Genomic DNA, 14,137 nt, shown 5'->3' with positions numbered 1-14,137 from the left:
GGGCGGGTCGGCACGCGCGGTCAGGCCGCGGCGGGGACGCCCCAGCCGTCGTCGGCCAGGGCGTCGCGCACGGTCGCGGCGAAGCGCCGGTGCCCGGCCGCGTTGGGGTGCAGCCCGTCGGCGGACCACACGTCGTCGGCGGCCCAGTGCGGGCACCGGGCGAGGTCGAGCACGACGACGCCGTGGCGGCGGGCGGTCATCGCGAGGGCGGCGTTGGCCTCGGTGAAGCGGTCGCGCAGGAGGGTCCGGTACCGCTCGGGCACCGGGAGGCGGGCGGGCATGTCGGGATAGCCCGCGGTGAAGACGACGGTCCCGGCGCCGGTGAGGGCGCCGAAGATCGTGTCGAGGTTGGCGCGGAAGCGGGCCGGCTCGTAGTCGGACACCACGTCGTTGGTGCCGACCACCACGCCGACCAGCGGCGACTGGTCGGCGACCGCGCGGGGCAGCTGACGGTCCACCACGTCCTGGGTGGTGGCCCGGTAGACCCCGAGGTTGCGCCACCGGTCGGGGCGCACCCCCAGGGACTCGGCCAGCAGCGGGGCCCAGGCGCGGAACCCGCCGTCGGGATCGGGGTCGCCCCGGCCCTCGACGAAGCTGTCGCCCAGCACGGTCAGTCGCATGGTCGGCACGGCGGCGCTCCCGGTCGGCGGAGGTTAGTCAGGCGGCGACGGTCGAGGGCATGCCGGTGGTCTCGTAGAGCCAGGCGAGGTTGTCCGGGGCGAAGAAGTCCTCGCCGGACACGGCGCCCGCGACCATCCCGAAGAACTTGCGGGTGTACTCCGGGCTCATCGCGGTGGCGCGCAGGGCCGGCTCCAGGTTCGGCGGCAGCGTCAGCTCGGAGATCGCCACCGTGAACTCGAAGGTGTGGTGGCTGCGCTCGTCGCGCTCGCGGGCGTACTCGGCGAGCGCGCCGTCGACCTCCCGCTCCCCCGCCAGGGCCGCGCCCAGGTGCTCGGCGAGCAGCTCGGCGTACTTGATCGCGTCGGTCATCCCCTGCCCGGTGAACGGGTCCTTGTGGTAGCCGGCGTCACCGACCAGCGCCCAGCCCGCCCCGTGCGAGCGGCGGTAGAAGTTGTCCGGGTAGGCCATCTGGCGCCACCGCTCCTCGCGGACCCCGGAGTCGCGCAGGTCCTCGATCAACTCGGGGGCGCAGCGGGCGATGGTGCCGTCGACGTTGCCCTCGATGTCGCTGCGGTAGGCGCGCATCTGGTCGCGGGAGGCCATCGTCGCCACCATGTGCAGGCCGTGGTTGGTCGGCCAGGCGCCCATCTGCTCGCGGCCGAAGCCGGTGCGGTGGTGAGCGGACCAGTCGAGGCCGCTGAAGTAGGAGTAGACGACGAAGCAGCCCGCGGGGTGCACGTCGTACTTCTCGGCGCCGACCTTCTCGGCGACCAGCGAGTTCGCGCCGTCGGCGCCGACGACCACGCGGGCGCGGACGTCGTGCACGGGGCCGTCGCCCTCGCGGATCCGCACGCCCACCGCGCGGCCCTCGTCGAAGATGACGTCCTCGACGGTGACGCCCTCGCGCACCTCGGCGCCCGACTCGCGGGCGGCGTCGACGAGCGCGGCGTCGAAGACGGTGCGCCGTGGGGCGTAGGTCTCGGCGAAGCCGTCCACCGGGTCGGCGAACCCGTCGAGCACGATGCCGGTGTAGTGCATGGTCAGGTTGCGGAAGGGGGTGCAGTCCCCGACCGCCGCCTCCAGCACGCCCCAGTCGCGCAGCCGCGTCAGCGCGGTCTGCTGCAGGAAGTGGCTCGAGATGGTGTCGCTCGGGAACGTCGCCCGGTCGACGACGAGGACCTTGTGCCCCTGACGGGCCAGCAGCAGGGCGAGTGAGGAACCCGCGACCCGCGCGCCCACCACGACGACGTCGTACATGTTGCGAACACTCCTCATGCGATTGCGGTGATCGGTTCGATCTCGACGACGAGCATGCGGAGTCGCACTCTGCGAAAGCAACGCACAGACGTTCCCCGGGATCGGGTGATAGCCGCCGGCGATGACCGCGACGATTCACCCCTGCCGTTCACCGGCCGTCCATGTCGATCGGTGAGGGTGCGGCCCATGACGCAGACCTCGACGTTGTCCACGTTCCGCCCGTCGAATTTCGCCGACATCGCGCCGGCGCCCGGCGAGGAGCCCGACTACGACCTCATCCGCACCACGGTCGACGCGATCGTGCCGTTCACCGCGCACGTGGGCCTGCGGATCGCCGAGGTCGGGCCCGAGGGCGCGACGGTGGAGAACCCGGCCGCCGAGCACCTGCACAACCAGATGGGCACCGTGCACGCCGGCGTGTTGTTCCTGCTCGGCGAGGTGGCGTGTGCCGCGGCGATGTGCGGCGCGTTCGCCCCGGTGCTCGGCGAGGTGAAGCTGTTCGTGCTGCGCGACGCCCGCACCACGTTCCTCAAGCCGGCCCTCGGGCGCATCAGCGCCTACGGCACCGTCGAGGACCGCGTGGTGCGTTCCGTCCTCGCCGGGGACACCCGCGGGAAGTTCGACATGGACGGCAAGGCCGTGCTCCGCGACGAATCCGGGGTCCTCGTCGCGAAGATGGCGTTCGACTACGTCTGCCAGGTCGGCTGAATCCCTCCACGACATTCCGTTCACGATGACGGGTCCGCCGCCCGGCGGACCCGTCGCCGTGATCAGGAATACAATTCGTCGAGATCCGCCGACCAGTCCCGCAGAATGGCCGCCCGCTTGAGTTTCATGGACGGTGTCAGGTGTCCGCCGGCCACCGTGAAATCGCCGCGGACGATCCGGAAACGGCGGATGGCCTCCGCGCGCGAGACGGTCGCCGACGCGGCGTCGACGGCCTCGGCGACTCCGGCGCGGATCGTGTCGGCGTGGTGGTCGCGGTCGAGCCCGGCGCGCTCGAGCGCGGATTCGTCGAGCGTCACGAGCGCCGCGACGTAGGACCGGCCCTCCCCGACCACCATGCAGGCGCTGATCAGCGGGTGCAGCCGCACCCGGTCCTCGAGCGGGGTCGGCGCGACGTTCTTGCCGCCGGAGGTCACGAGGATCTCCTTGCGCCGGCCGGTGATGGTGAGGAAGCCGTCGTCGTCGAGGGCACCGAGGTCCCCGGTGGGCAGCCAGCCGTCCGCCGTCGCCGGGTGCCGGCCCCAGTACCCGGGCGTGACGTTGCGGCCGGCGACGAGCACCTCGCCGTCGGCCGCGATCCCCACCCGGACGCCGGCGATCGGCCGGCCCACCGTGCCGATCCGGTCGTCCGGTCCCGGTCCGTTGACCGTGACGGCCGTGGCCGACTCGGTCAGCCCGTACGCCTGGTACACGGTGACCCCCTGGTCGGCGAACCAGGCGTGCGTCGAGGGGTCGAGCGAGGCGCCGCCGCAGATGACGTGCCGCAACCGCCCGCCGAACGACGTCGCGCCGGCCTTGCGGATCTTCTCCAGGGCGTACGGCACGAGTGTCATGAACGTGGGCGTGACACGGGGCAGGGCCTCGAGCATCTCGGGGAAGCCCGGCACCGGCGTGACCCGGGTCCGGCCGATCAGGCACGACATGAGCACGGTCCGCCCGAAGACGTGGGAGAGCGGGAGGGCGAGCACGGTCGTCGCCGCGCTCCCGTCCACGCCGAACATGCCCGGCTGCCGGTCGACCACGCCCGCGGCCGCCACGAACATGTTCCGGTGGGTGATCATGCAGCCCTTGGGGTCCCCGGTCGTTCCGCTCGTGTAGACGATCGTCGCGAGGTCGTCCGCGCCGACCTCGTCCCGACGTCGGGTGAGGTCCGGCGCCGCGGGCGCCTCGCCCGGGGCGACCACGTCGGCGAGCGGCGCCGCCGGGCGGCGCAGCCCCGGACCCGTGGCGTCGAGGGCGGCGCGCTGCTCGGCGGTGTCGGCGAGCGCGAGCACCGCCCCGGAGTCGGCGAGCAGGTGGCGCAGCTGGGCCGGCGACGACGTCGGGTACACCGGGACGACCACCCCGCCGACGGACAGGGCGGCGAGGTCGGCGACCACCCACGCGTAGCTCGTGACGCCGAGGACGGCCAGGCGCTCCCCCGTCCCGAGTCCCGCGGCGAGGAGACGGGCCGCCGCGCGGTCGACGTCGTCCCGCAGCCGCCCGGCGGGGATCTCCGTCCCGTCGGGCAGCAGGAACACGGCGCGCCCGGGGTCGGTGCGTGCATGCTCGTCGACGACGTGGGCGAGGCCGCGGTCGTCGGGCAGGTCGACCGGCGGGCCGCCGTCGGCGAGCGCGGCGAGCGGGCTCGTGACGGCGGTCATGCGGGCGTCGCCGTCCGGGCGGCCGAGATCCAGCGGGCGACCTCGGCGGCGACGGCCGGCGCACTGGCGATCCACCCGAAGTGGCCGGGCTCCGCGACCCCGTCGTCGGGGCCGAGGTGGCGGCGGGTGACCGACGCCGCGCGCAGCCGCCACCCGAGGGCGTCGACGGTCTCGGTCGGGCCGAGCGGGTCGTCGACCAGCGAGATCGACAGCACCGGGCGGTCGAGGAGGGCGAGGGCCCGGTCGTAGGCGACCCGCGAGCCGGCGGGCCGGTACCGACCGGTCAGGCAGTGGCGGGCCCAGTCGCGGACCACCGGGCCGGAGACCGGCAGCGGCACCACGACCCCGCCGGGCCACCAGCCGGCGAGGCGGCTGCGCAGCGCCATCCACTGCACCTGGCCGAGCACCTCGAGGCGCCGACGCAGCGTACGGAAGCGCCACCAGTGGACCGTGCCGACGGCGACGAGGACCAGGCCCGCGACCCGCTCGGGGCGCCAGGCCGTGTGCAGCAGGGCGACCTGGCCGCCGAGGCTGTGCCCGAGCAGGACCACCGGGGCGTCCGGGAGGCGGTCGTGCAGGGCGTCGAGGACCGCGGTCAGGTCGGTCTCGATCATCTCGCGGTACCCGTGGCGGGCCCCGGGCGCGAGGGCGGGCGTGGACTCGCCGTGCCCCCGCAGGTCGCAGGTGGCGGCCGCGAGACCCTCGGCGTGCAGGGCGGCGGCGAGCGGCCGGTAGAACTTGGCCTTCATGGCCATCGCCGGCAGCACCACGACCACGGGTGCGGCCGGATCGGCGGCCTCGGTCAGCCGGACGACGAAGGTCGCGCCGTCGGCGGTGGTGACGTCCATCGGGGTGGGGCTCCTCGTCGCGTCGTGAGCTCACGGACGCACCCATCGCAGCCCAGCCGGCCGCCCCGGAGGGCTATGGCGCGATTCGACGTGCTCAGAGGCGCGTCAGCGCGCCGACGCGGTCGGTCCAGCCCGCGTGCGCGGCGTGGACCGGCCCGCCGTAGACCGCACGGGCGTCGTCGCGGCGGGCCGCCCGCCAGGCCGGGTCGTCGCTGGTCCAGTGGGTCAGCAGGAGCTCCCGGGCGTCGGCACTCGTGGCCGCCCGCCCGGCGTCGGCGCCGCTGAGGTGCCCCTGCGGGCCCGTGTCGGTGCGGTCGAGGGAGCACTCGGCGACGAACAGATCCACGTCGCGTGCGAGGTCCTCGAGCGCGGGCGTGACGCCGGTGTCGCCGGTGTAGGCGAGCGTCGCGGCGCCGTCGGTGATCCGGGTGCCGCAGTTCGGCGCGCCGTGGCGCAGCTCGTGCAGCTCGAGGTCCAGCGCGCCGATCCGGGCGGTGTCGCCCGGGCGGTACTCGCGCACGTCGAAGGCGAGGTCGAAGGCGCGGTCGAGCTGGGGCAGCGTCGGGACCGGGAAGAGGGCCGCCCACCGGCGCAGCAGGTCGGCGCAGCCGTGCGGGAGGTAGAGCGGCAGCGGGTCGGGCGCGCCGGCCGCCCGCGGTGGGCCACCCGGGTAGTCGAGCACCATCGTCAAAAGGGTCTTGCCCAGGGGCAGCAGGTCGTAGCAGTGGTCGAGGTGCAGGTGACTGATCACCACCGCTCCGAGCGGGGCGGGCCCGCCGAGCGCCCCCAGCGCCGTCGCGATCCCCGGCCCGCAGTCGAGCAGCACCGAGGTGCCGCCTCCGCGCACGAGGTAGCCCGAGCTCGCCTCGCCGCCCGCCGGCATGCCCGAGCAGCAGCCCAGCACCGTCAGCTCCACGTCGCCTCCCGGTCCTCCGGGCCGGCGCGGCGCCGACCGGCCCCGATCGTCGGGATGGGACGACGGGGACGGCAAGGGCGGACTTCCGATCACCCGATCGACCCGGGCGATCCCCGTGCGCGTATCTCAGGCGCCGACTGCCCGCGCCTCCCGCGGCAGGCCCGGCATCCCGAACGGCCCGGCCGCCTGCACGCAGCGGAGGAACTCCTCGACCAGCGCGTTGTCCACGTCCACCCGCCACACCACGTGCAGCTCCAGGACCGGGGTGGGGTCGACCAGCGACAACGCCACGGGCCGGATCCCCGTCGCCGAGGAGCAGACCGACGCCGCGCGCGGTGCCGAGCAGAACCCGACGACGTTGCGGGTGGAGACGACGATGGAGGTCGCCACCGGGTCCTCGACCTGGTCGACGACGTCGAGCGTGAACCCCGCGGCCTGGGCGGTGTGGGTGATCAGGTCGTACATCGCCGGACTCTGCTCGCGCCGGAACAGCAGGCACTGCTGGTGGGCGAGCTCCGCGAAGGGCACCTGGGCCAGCGAGGCCCACGGGTGGCGCTCCCCCACGAGCGCGACCAGCGGCAGCCGCAGGAGCCGGCGGTGGCCCAGGGAGGCGTCGGTGGGCCGGCCGTAGATCATCCCGACGTCGATGTCCCCGTCGAGCAACGCCCGGATCTGCGGGCCGGTCCGCATCTCGCGCGGGGTGACGACGACCTCGGGCAATTCCGCGTGCACCCGGGCCAGGACGCGTGGCAGCACGCCCTGACCGGCCGGGTAGTTGTAGCCGACCCGCACCGTGCCCGTCCGGCCGGCGGCGGCCTGGCGGGCGGCCTCGCCCGCCTTCTCCACCTGGGCGAGCACGGCGCGCGCCTCGGGGCAGAAGGCCTCCCCGGCCGGGGTCAGCCGGACCTCGTGGGAGGACCGGGCGACCAGCTGGACCCCGACGCTCTGCTCGAGCCGCTGGAGCTGTTGGCTCAGCGAGGGTTGGGCGAGATGCAGGCGCTGCGCTGCGCGTCCGAAGTGCAGTTCCTCCGAGATGGCGAGGAACGAGTGCAGGTGCCGCAGTTCCATGGGGTCTCCTCGGCGGTGGTGACTCCGACCGTAGGAGGCCCCGGGCAACGACGCGTGAACGTCGGAGGAACTGGATCGTGCCGGGGCATCACCGTCCGCGGCAGCGGGTAGCGCCCGTCACTCGTGGGCCGCTCCGGACGGGATCGGGAACAGCAGGCAGGTCGCGGTGCCGTGCGCGACGAGGGTCCCGTCGCACCCGAACACCCGCGCCTCGGCCGTGGCGGTCCGCCCCCCGAGGTGCAGGACGGTGGCCTCGCAACAGATCTCCGGGTCGTCGACGCGCACCGCGCCGACGAAGGAGGTCGACAGCTGCGAGGTCGTCTGCGTCGTCCGGTCGGGGAGCCCGGCCTGCACCGCGCTGGAGATCGCCACCTCGATCAGGGCGGCCAGCACTCCGCCGGCCAGCGCGTAGCGCGCGTCGGCGGCCCGCGAGGACGGCACGAGCGTCCACACCGACCGGCCCGCGGTCAGTGACTCCAGCCGGAACCCGAGCGAGTGTCCGAGCCCGATCCCCGCCGCCGCGCCGTACTCCACCAACGCCCGGTAGTCCCGCGCCCGGTCGGTGTCGTCCCGCCGGTCGTCGACCTCCGCCATCTCCGCGTCCCCCTCGTCACTCCGGTGCGACGACCGCATGGTGCCCACCGCGGTCCCCGGGCGCCGCCGTGAAGAGGCGGTGCCGATCGTCCGATGTGGCCCGGCGTACGCGGCTCCGCCAGCGGGTCAGCGCGGACGCGGACACACCCCTCGCGACCGCGAACCCGACCGCGTCGAGCACTGCTCCCAGGGCCTCCGGCGCGGTCCCGCTGTGCGGGTCGACGATCCGTCCGGCCGCGGCGGCGGCCGCGTCGAGCCGCGCGTGCACCCCCGACAGGCCGTCGGCGCTGCGCGCGTAGTCCGCCACGACGGCGGGTCGGGGCACCCCGGCGAGCGTGAGCAGCAGCGCCACCGCGATCCCGGTGCGGTCCTTCCCCGCGGCGCAGTGCAGCAGCACCGGCCCCTCGGCGGTCGCGGCGAGGTCGACCAGCGGCGGCAGCCAGGCGTCCGCCACGTCGAGCACGTCGAGGTAGAGCCGCGTCCACGACGCGGACCGCGCCCGGTTCCGCGTCCGTGCGTCCGGCGCGAGGGCGTCGGCCAGACCGAGCGCCACCACCCGCGTGCCCGGGCCCGTCAGCGGGTGCCGACCCGCCCGCTCGCGCTCCCCGCGCAGGTCGACGACCGTGGCGGGCGGCCAGACGAGCCCCGTGGGCGTCTCGTCGAGCGCCTGCGGTGCCTCCGAGCGGTACAGCACGCCGGGGCGCAGCAGGTCGGGAGCGGCGGTCGCGACGTCGCGGACGTTGCACAGCCGCGCGGGCGCGGTCACAGCCCACCGGCCAGGTGCCGGCGCGGGACGTCCACGAGCATCGTCGTGACCTGCTCGGCGGTGACCCCGGCGGCGCGCAGGGCGGGCAGCACCTCGTCGTGGATGAAGGTGAAGTGCCAGTTGGGCGCGAGGGCCGCGAGGGTCTCGGGGGCGAACCAGTCGATCCGGCACGAGGCGTCGTGCGCGACGACCATGCGGTCGGCGTACCCGGCGGCGGCCAGCGCGGCGATCGTGGCGACGCGGCGGTCGGTCGGCAGCAGCACGTCCAGCCCGAAGCGGTCCATCCCCAGGATCGCGCCCCGGTCGGCGAGGCCGCGCAGGGCGTCGACGTCGTCGGAGTCGCCGCTGTGCCCGAGCACGACGCGGCACAGGTCCACGCCCTCCCGCTCGAGCACGTCGAGTGCCACCGCCCCGGTGCCGTGCCCGGGGCTGGTGTGCACGGTGATCGGCGTCCCGGTCGCCCGGTGCGCGGCGGCGACGGCCACGAGCACCCGCTCGACCCCGACAGTCAGCTCGGTCTCGATGGCGCACTTCAGCATCCCCGCCCGGATGCCGGTGTCGGCGATGCCGTCGGTGATGTCCCGGACGAACAGCTCGACCATCGGATCGTCGCCCCCGAGCAGCGTGCCCGGCCCGTACTGCGAGAAGAAGAACGGCACCGAGTCGTAGGTGTAGACCCCGGTGGCGACCACGATGTTCAGGTGGACCTGCGCGTTGACCCGGGCGACCCGTTCGACGTCGCGGCCCAGCCCGATCACGGTCGGGTCGACGATCGTGCGCACGCCCCGGTCGACCATGGTCTGCAGCCGCGCCACCGCGTCGGCGACGCGCGCCGGCTCGTCCCACAGGTGCGGGTAGTTGCGCAGGATCTCCTCGCTGCGCACGAAGACGTGCTCGTGGGCGAGGACCTGCCCGAGCTGGTCGGCGGCCACGGGACCCCGGACGGTCGGCACCGTCGTCGTGCTGGTCGTCGTCATGCGCGCGATGGTCGCCGTCCCGGCGCGGCGGGACGGCGCGCCATAGGCACCGCCTCATGCGCGCGAGGCCGGAGCACCCGGCTATCGGACCCGTGGCGGCTCGGTATCGACCTTGATCGGTCCCCGGACGGAGACCTTGACTGGGTTCCGCACCGACGCGACGAGCGCTCCGTGAGGACCCCATGTCGACCGTCCCCCTGCACGTCCACCTCGAGGCCACGGCCCGCCGGCGCCCGGCGACGCCGATCCACTTCCCGGACGAGGACGAGAGCCTCACCGCCGCCGACCTCGCCACGCGCTCCGCGTCCGCCGCGGCCGGCCTCGACGCCCACGGCGTGCGCCCGGGCGACCGGGTCGGGATTCTGGCGCCGAACGCCCCGGAGTTCCTGGTCGCGCTGTTCGCGTGCAGCCGGGTCGGTGCGGCGGCGGCCCCGCTGTCGCTGCCGATGGGCGCCGACGTCGTCGACTGGGCCGTCCGCCTGCGCGGAGTGCTCGCCGCCGGTGGGATCGAGCGCGTCGTCGTCTCCCACCGCCTCGCCGACCGCGTCACGCCCGCGTTGGCCGACGGCCCCCTGCTGATCGACGACCGCGACCTGGAGCGGGCCGACGTCGCGGCGCCGGTGCGCACGGTCGACGTCGACGCACCCGTCGTCGTGCAGTTCACCTCCGGCAGCACCGCCCGGCCGAAGGGGGTCGTGCTCACCCACGCCAACGTGGGCCACTGCCTCCGGGCCATCGCGACCGCGATCGACCTGCGCGACGACGACGTGCACGGCGCGTGGCTGCCGCTGTTCCACGACATGGGCCTGTTCGGGGCGCTCACCGCGATCCTGCACGGCAACCCGGCCCACCTGTGGTCGCCCGCGGGCTTCGTCCGCCGCCCGGCCCGCTGGCTGGCCGCCTTCGCCGCGTCCGGCGCCACGATCTGCGCGATGCCGAACTTCGGCTACGACACCCTGGTCGCCACGGTCGACGCCGAGCAGGCCGCCCGGCTCGACCTCTCCCACTGGCGGATCGCCTTCGACGGCGCCGAGGCCGTCTCCGCCACCGCGAGCGCCGCGTTCCTGGAGCGCTTCACCCCGGCCGGCCTCCGGCCCGGCGTGCTCATGCCCGCCTACGGGATGGCCGAGGTGACCCTCGCGGCGACCCTGCCGCCGCCCGGCCGCCCGCTCCGCGTCGAGCACGTCGACCGCGCCCTCGCCGCCGGTACCGGCGAGGCCGTCCCGGTCGCTCCCGACGACCCGGACGCCCGTGCCCTGGTCGGCCTCGGCTCCCCCGTCCCCGGTCTCGAGCTGCGCATCGCCGACGACGACGGACCCCGGCCGGACGGCGGGATCGGCGAGATCCAGCTGCGCGGGCCGATGGCCACCCGCGGCTACCTCGCCGGCACCGCCGGCGACACCGAGCTGTACACCGCCGACGGGTGGCTGCGCAGCGGCGACCTCGGCTACCTCCGCGACGGCGAGCTGTTCTTCACCGGCCGCCGCAAGGAGATGGTCACCGTCGCCGGACGCAACCTCTACCCGGCCGACGTCGAGGACCTCGTCCGCGACCTGCCCGGCGTGCACCGCGGTCGCTGCGTCGCGCTCACCGGGACCGACGACGACGGGCGCGAGCGCATCGAGCTCGTCGTCGAGACCGCCGACCCCCGCGACCCCACGACCACCGCCCTCGTCGAGACCCTCCGCGCCCGCGTCGCGGCCGCCCTCGGCGCCCTGCCCCTCGTCGTCCTCCCCGTCCCGCCGCGCACCATCCCCCGCACCACCAGCGGCAAGGTCCGCCGTCTCGACACCCGCGACCGCGTCGCGGCCCTCGGGCGGCCCGTCCCCGGAGCGTCCGCATGACGACCCCCGCCCCCACCGACCTCGCCCCCGCCGTGGCTGCCATCGTCGCCGACCAGCTCGGCATCGAGGGTCCGCTCCACGCCGCGACCGATCTGCGCACCCTCGACGGCGTCGACTCGCTGCGGCTCCTGCGCCTCGTGACCCGCATCGAGGAACACTTCGGCGTCCAGCTCGACGACGCCGAGGTCTTCGACACCCACACGGTCGGCGCCCTCGCCGACCTCGTCCGGGCGCGGGTGCGGGCATGACGACGGCCCTGCCCGACCTGCTTCGCCGCGTCACCGACCACGCGACCGAGTACGAGGCCCGCGCCGCCTCCCGGCCGGTCTCGGTCGCCGCGAGCACCGACGTCCTGCGCGCCGCGCTCGGCGGTCCGCTGCCCGCGCACGGCCAGGACGCCGCGGAGGTGCTCGACGAGCTGGTCCGGGGCGCGGAGCCGGGACTGCTGCCCTCGGCCGCCCCGGGCTTCTTCGGCTTCGTCATGGGCGGCGCCCACCCGGTCGCCGTCGCGACCGAGTGGCTGCTCTCGGTCTGGGACCAGTGCGCCGCGCTGCACGCGACCAGCCCCGCCGCGTCGGTCGCCGAGGAGGTCACGGCCGCGTGGCTGGTCGACCTGTTCGGGTTGCCGACGACGACGTCGGTCGGGGTCACCTCGGGGTGCGCCACCGCCAATCTCACCGGTCTCGCGGCGGCCCGGCACCGGGTCTTCGCCCGGCACGGCTGGGACGTCGAGGCCCAGGGGCTCGTGGGCGCACCGGTCCCCCGGGTGCTCGTCAGCCGCGCGTGCCACGCGACGGTGCTGCGCGCTCTGCGGCTCCTGGGGCTCGCCGGGCAGATCCGGATGATCGACACCGACGACCAGGGGCGCATGCGCCTCGACGCCTTCGCGCGGGTCCTCGACGACGGGGACGGTCCGTTGATCGTCTGCGCGCAGGCGGGCAACGTCGACACCGGCGCCGTCGACCCGCTGGCCGAGGTCTGCGCCCTGACCCACGCCCGCGGCGGCTGGGTCCACCTCGACGCGGCCTTCGGCATGTGGGCCGCCGCGAGCCCCCGGCTGCGGCCGCGGCTGGCGGGCCTGGCGGACGCCGACTCGTGGGCGACCGACGCCCACAAGTGGCTCAACGTCCCCTACGACTGCGGGCTGGCCTTCTGCGCCGATCCAAAGGCCCACCGGGCGGCGCTGCGCACGCACGCCGAGTACCTCACCGTGGCCGCCCCACAGCACCGGGACCCCGTCGACTGGACCCCGGAGATGTCCCGGCGGGCCCGCGCGGTCGTGCTGTGGACCACGCTGCGCCACCTCGGTCGCGACGGGGTGGTCGACCTCGTCGAGCGGTGCTGCGCGCTCGCCCGCCGACTGGCCGGGCGCCTCGCGGCCGCCGACGGCATGTCGGTCGTCAACGACGTCGTCCTCAACCAGGTCCTCGTCCGCTTCGACCCCGAGCCCGACCGCTCGCGCGCCGAGGTCACCGCCGCGGTCACCGCCGCCCTGCAGGCCGACGGGCGGGCCTGGGCCAGTCCCACGGTCGCCGACGGCGAGCCCGCGCTGCGCTTCTCGGTCTGCAACTGGCAGACCGGCACCGACGAGGTCGACACGTGCGCCGACGTGGTCGTCGAGCTCCGCGCCCGCCTGCGCCACCCCGGCGCGCTGGTCCTCGAGGAGGCCCCGTGAACCCCGAGCCGTTCGTCGTCACCGCCGACCCCGATCTCGACGCCGTGACCGCCACCCTCGTCGAGGCCTTCCGGGACGACCCCGTCCTGCGCTGGACCGTGCCGCCGGAGACCCCCGACCGGGAGCGGTGGCTCGACGGGTTCCTCCGGTCGACCACGGCGCTGCTCCTCGCCCACGACGGACGGGTGGCCCACACCTCGGGGCACGAGGCGGTCGCGGTGTGGTCGCCCCCGGGGCAGCCCGACCTGGACGAGGCCGGGAACGCCGCGTGGCTCGCGGAGCTCGCGCGCGTCACCGGGCCGTGCGCCGAGCGCGCCGTCACCCTCATGGCGGCCCTCGACGAGCACCACCCGGGCGACCTGCCGCCCCACGTGCACGTCATGTTCGCCGCAGCCCGCCCCGAGGCCGCCGGACGCGGCGTGCTGATGCTGCGCGCCCTCACCCGCCGCCTCGGCGATCCCGCCGTGGGGCTCTACGCCGAGGCGTCCAGTCCGGTCAACCTCGCGCTCTGGCAGGCGATGGGCCTGCAGCGCACCGGACCCGAGATCCCCCTGCCCGGGGGGCCGTCGCTCTACCCCATCCACGCGCCCGGATCGGACCGGGCCGGTCTCGCCCCGTCGGCGCTCAGAGCGGGGTGATCTCCGGGTTCGCGTACTCGCGCATCAGGTCGAGCAGCATCTCCTGACGTCGGTCCTCGAGCCGCGGGATGGCGTGCGGCGCGTCGGTCGCCTCCGCCCCGCGTGCGGCCGGCAGGTCGGCGCCCTCGTCGTCGGACACGTGCGCCATCGCCCACAGGCCGAAGGCGCGCGCGGACACCACGCCCTCGTCGAGCGTCTCCACCTTCTCGTGGCGCTGGTCGGCGGCGATGGTGGCGTACAGGTCGCGCACCCGTGCCTCGTCGCCCTCGAGGACCTGGACGAAGGTGTCCTGCCACACGAGCAGCGCCCCGCTGAGCCCGAGGTCGTGGTTCTTGCGGCGCGAGACCTCGAAGATCTCCTCGAGTTCGGCGGGCCGGTTCTCGCTGCCCATCGTCGTGCGGCTGCGGTAGACGAGGCGGAAGACCTGCTGCCCGAGGTCCGCGGTCGTGTCGGTCACGTCGTCGTACTCCTTCGTCGCGCCCGGGGTGCCCGGTCGACCGGGTCCCCGGGCGCCGCTCGTCGAGAGGTCGGGAGTGCCCACGCCCGGGTCCCGCCACACGCCGG

At 75.2% G+C, this 14,137-nt stretch carries 15 protein-coding genes; 5 read left to right on the top strand and 10 right to left on the bottom strand.

The window, feature by feature from the left end:
* Positions 1-20 precede the first annotated feature (20 nt).
* Both QSK00_RS08840 and QSK00_RS08835 read right to left on the bottom strand, forming a co-directional pair.
* Positions 21-620 (bottom strand): SGNH/GDSL hydrolase family protein, encoded by a 600-nt coding sequence (locus QSK00_RS08840; protein ID WP_285590600.1) that lies wholly within the window; start codon positions 618-620, stop codon positions 21-23.
* A gap of 37 nt (positions 621-657) precedes the next feature.
* Positions 658-1,878, bottom strand: a complete 1,221-nt coding sequence (locus QSK00_RS08835) for an NAD(P)/FAD-dependent oxidoreductase (RefSeq protein WP_285589697.1) — start codon at positions 1,876-1,878, stop codon at positions 658-660.
* Positions 1,879-2,064: 186 nt separating this feature from the next.
* On the opposite strand from QSK00_RS08835, the gene QSK00_RS08830 reads away from it, so the two are divergent.
* Positions 2,065-2,586, top strand: a complete 522-nt coding sequence (locus tag QSK00_RS08830) for a PaaI family thioesterase (RefSeq protein WP_285589696.1) — start codon at positions 2,065-2,067, stop codon at positions 2,584-2,586.
* A gap of 62 nt (positions 2,587-2,648) precedes the next feature.
* On the opposite strand, the gene QSK00_RS08825 is transcribed toward QSK00_RS08830, so the two are convergent.
* The 7 genes from QSK00_RS08825 to QSK00_RS08795 all read right to left on the bottom strand — a co-directional run bounded on the left by QSK00_RS08825 (position 2,649) and on the right by QSK00_RS08795 (position 9,416).
* Positions 2,649-4,247 (bottom strand): AMP-dependent synthetase/ligase, encoded by a 1,599-nt coding sequence (locus QSK00_RS08825; RefSeq protein WP_285589695.1) that lies wholly within the window; start codon positions 4,245-4,247, stop codon positions 2,649-2,651.
* The gene (locus QSK00_RS08820; RefSeq protein WP_285589694.1) at positions 4,244-5,095 is read right to left on the bottom strand and encodes an alpha/beta hydrolase family protein; all 852 of its coding nucleotides are present in this window, start codon (positions 5,093-5,095) and stop codon (positions 4,244-4,246) included. Before QSK00_RS08820 ends, QSK00_RS08825 begins: the two co-directional genes overlap by 4 nt.
* 94 nt (positions 5,096-5,189) lie before the next feature.
* Complete coding sequence (locus tag QSK00_RS08815) at positions 5,190-6,011, bottom strand: MBL fold metallo-hydrolase (protein ID WP_285589692.1); 822 nt, start codon at positions 6,009-6,011, stop codon at positions 5,190-5,192.
* A 126-nt stretch (positions 6,012-6,137) separates the two neighbouring features.
* Positions 6,138-7,079: a LysR family transcriptional regulator gene (locus tag QSK00_RS08810; RefSeq protein ID WP_285589690.1), complete on the bottom strand. Its 942-nt coding sequence runs from the start codon at positions 7,077-7,079 to the stop codon at positions 6,138-6,140.
* A 117-nt stretch (positions 7,080-7,196) separates the two neighbouring features.
* Entirely contained in the window at positions 7,197-7,673 is a 477-nt protein-coding gene (locus QSK00_RS08805; protein ID WP_285589688.1) for a PaaI family thioesterase, read from the bottom strand.
* A gap of 16 nt (positions 7,674-7,689) precedes the next feature.
* A complete protein-coding gene (locus QSK00_RS08800) occupies positions 7,690-8,439 on the bottom strand; it encodes a tyrosine-protein phosphatase (protein WP_285589685.1) in 750 nt (249 codons plus the stop codon).
* Complete coding sequence (locus QSK00_RS08795; protein WP_285589683.1) at positions 8,436-9,416, bottom strand: phosphotriesterase family protein; 981 nt, start codon at positions 9,414-9,416, stop codon at positions 8,436-8,438. Before QSK00_RS08795 ends, QSK00_RS08800 begins: the two co-directional genes overlap by 4 nt.
* Positions 9,417-9,598: 182 nt before the next feature.
* Here QSK00_RS08795 and QSK00_RS08790 point away from each other — a divergent pair, with 182 nt between their 5' ends.
* The 4 genes from QSK00_RS08790 to QSK00_RS08775 are packed head-to-tail and all read left to right on the top strand — an operon-like array spanning position 9,599 to position 13,573.
* Positions 9,599-11,260, top strand: coding sequence for an AMP-binding protein (locus tag QSK00_RS08790; RefSeq protein WP_285589681.1), 1,662 nt, complete (start codon positions 9,599-9,601; stop codon positions 11,258-11,260).
* On the top strand, positions 11,257-11,508 hold the full coding sequence (locus tag QSK00_RS08785; protein ID WP_285589679.1) for an acyl carrier protein: 252 nt from the start codon (positions 11,257-11,259) through the stop codon (positions 11,506-11,508). The genes QSK00_RS08790 and QSK00_RS08785 overlap by 4 nt, the downstream gene beginning before the upstream one ends.
* The gene (locus tag QSK00_RS08780) at positions 11,505-12,935 is read left to right on the top strand and encodes a pyridoxal phosphate-dependent decarboxylase family protein (RefSeq protein WP_285589677.1); all 1,431 of its coding nucleotides are present in this window, start codon (positions 11,505-11,507) and stop codon (positions 12,933-12,935) included. The genes QSK00_RS08785 and QSK00_RS08780 overlap by 4 nt, the downstream gene beginning before the upstream one ends.
* The gene (locus QSK00_RS08775; protein WP_285589675.1) at positions 12,932-13,573 is read left to right on the top strand and encodes an N-acetyltransferase; all 642 of its coding nucleotides are present in this window, start codon (positions 12,932-12,934) and stop codon (positions 13,571-13,573) included. Before QSK00_RS08780 ends, QSK00_RS08775 begins: the two co-directional genes overlap by 4 nt.
* On the opposite strand, the gene QSK00_RS08770 is transcribed toward QSK00_RS08775, so the two are convergent.
* Complete coding sequence (locus QSK00_RS08770; RefSeq protein ID WP_285589673.1) at positions 13,560-14,114, bottom strand: BLUF domain-containing protein; 555 nt, start codon at positions 14,112-14,114, stop codon at positions 13,560-13,562. The genes QSK00_RS08775 and QSK00_RS08770 overlap by 14 nt on opposite strands.
* Positions 14,115-14,137 lie beyond the last annotated feature (23 nt).

It is taken from the genome of Actinomycetospora sp. NBRC 106378 (assembly GCF_030269685.1).
Taxonomy (GTDB): Bacteria; Actinomycetota; Actinomycetes; order Mycobacteriales; family Pseudonocardiaceae; genus Actinomycetospora.
Note: the sequence above shows the minus strand (reverse complement) of the source record. Positions and strands in the feature narration are given on the sequence as shown.

What these genes read in the sequence shown, in the direction of transcription:
- QSK00_RS08835 (WP_285589697.1), bottom strand. Translation starts at nt 1,878, where the DNA reads ATGTACGACGTCGTCGTGGTGGGCGCGCGGGTCGCGGGTTCCTCACTC.
- QSK00_RS08830 (WP_285589696.1), top strand. Translation starts at nt 2,065, where the DNA reads ATGACGCAGACCTCGACGTTGTCCACGTTCCGCCCGTCGAATTTCGCC.
- QSK00_RS08820 (WP_285589694.1), bottom strand. Translation starts at nt 5,095, where the DNA reads ATGGACGTCACCACCGCCGACGGCGCGACCTTCGTCGTCCGGCTGACC.
- QSK00_RS08825 (WP_285589695.1), bottom strand. Translation starts at nt 4,247, where the DNA reads ATGACCGCCGTCACGAGCCCGCTCGCCGCGCTCGCCGACGGCGGCCCG.
- QSK00_RS08840 (WP_285590600.1), bottom strand. Translation starts at nt 620, where the DNA reads ATGCGACTGACCGTGCTGGGCGACAGCTTCGTCGAGGGCCGGGGCGAC.
- QSK00_RS08780 (WP_285589677.1), top strand. Translation starts at nt 11,505, where the DNA reads ATGACGACGGCCCTGCCCGACCTGCTTCGCCGCGTCACCGACCACGCG.
- QSK00_RS08810 (WP_285589690.1), bottom strand. Translation starts at nt 7,079, where the DNA reads ATGGAACTGCGGCACCTGCACTCGTTCCTCGCCATCTCGGAGGAACTG.
- QSK00_RS08785 (WP_285589679.1), top strand. Translation starts at nt 11,257, where the DNA reads ATGACGACCCCCGCCCCCACCGACCTCGCCCCCGCCGTGGCTGCCATC.
- QSK00_RS08790 (WP_285589681.1), top strand. Translation starts at nt 9,599, where the DNA reads ATGTCGACCGTCCCCCTGCACGTCCACCTCGAGGCCACGGCCCGCCGG.
- QSK00_RS08805 (WP_285589688.1), bottom strand. Translation starts at nt 7,673, where the DNA reads ATGGCGGAGGTCGACGACCGGCGGGACGACACCGACCGGGCGCGGGAC.
- QSK00_RS08795 (WP_285589683.1), bottom strand. Translation starts at nt 9,416, where the DNA reads ATGACGACGACCAGCACGACGACGGTGCCGACCGTCCGGGGTCCCGTG.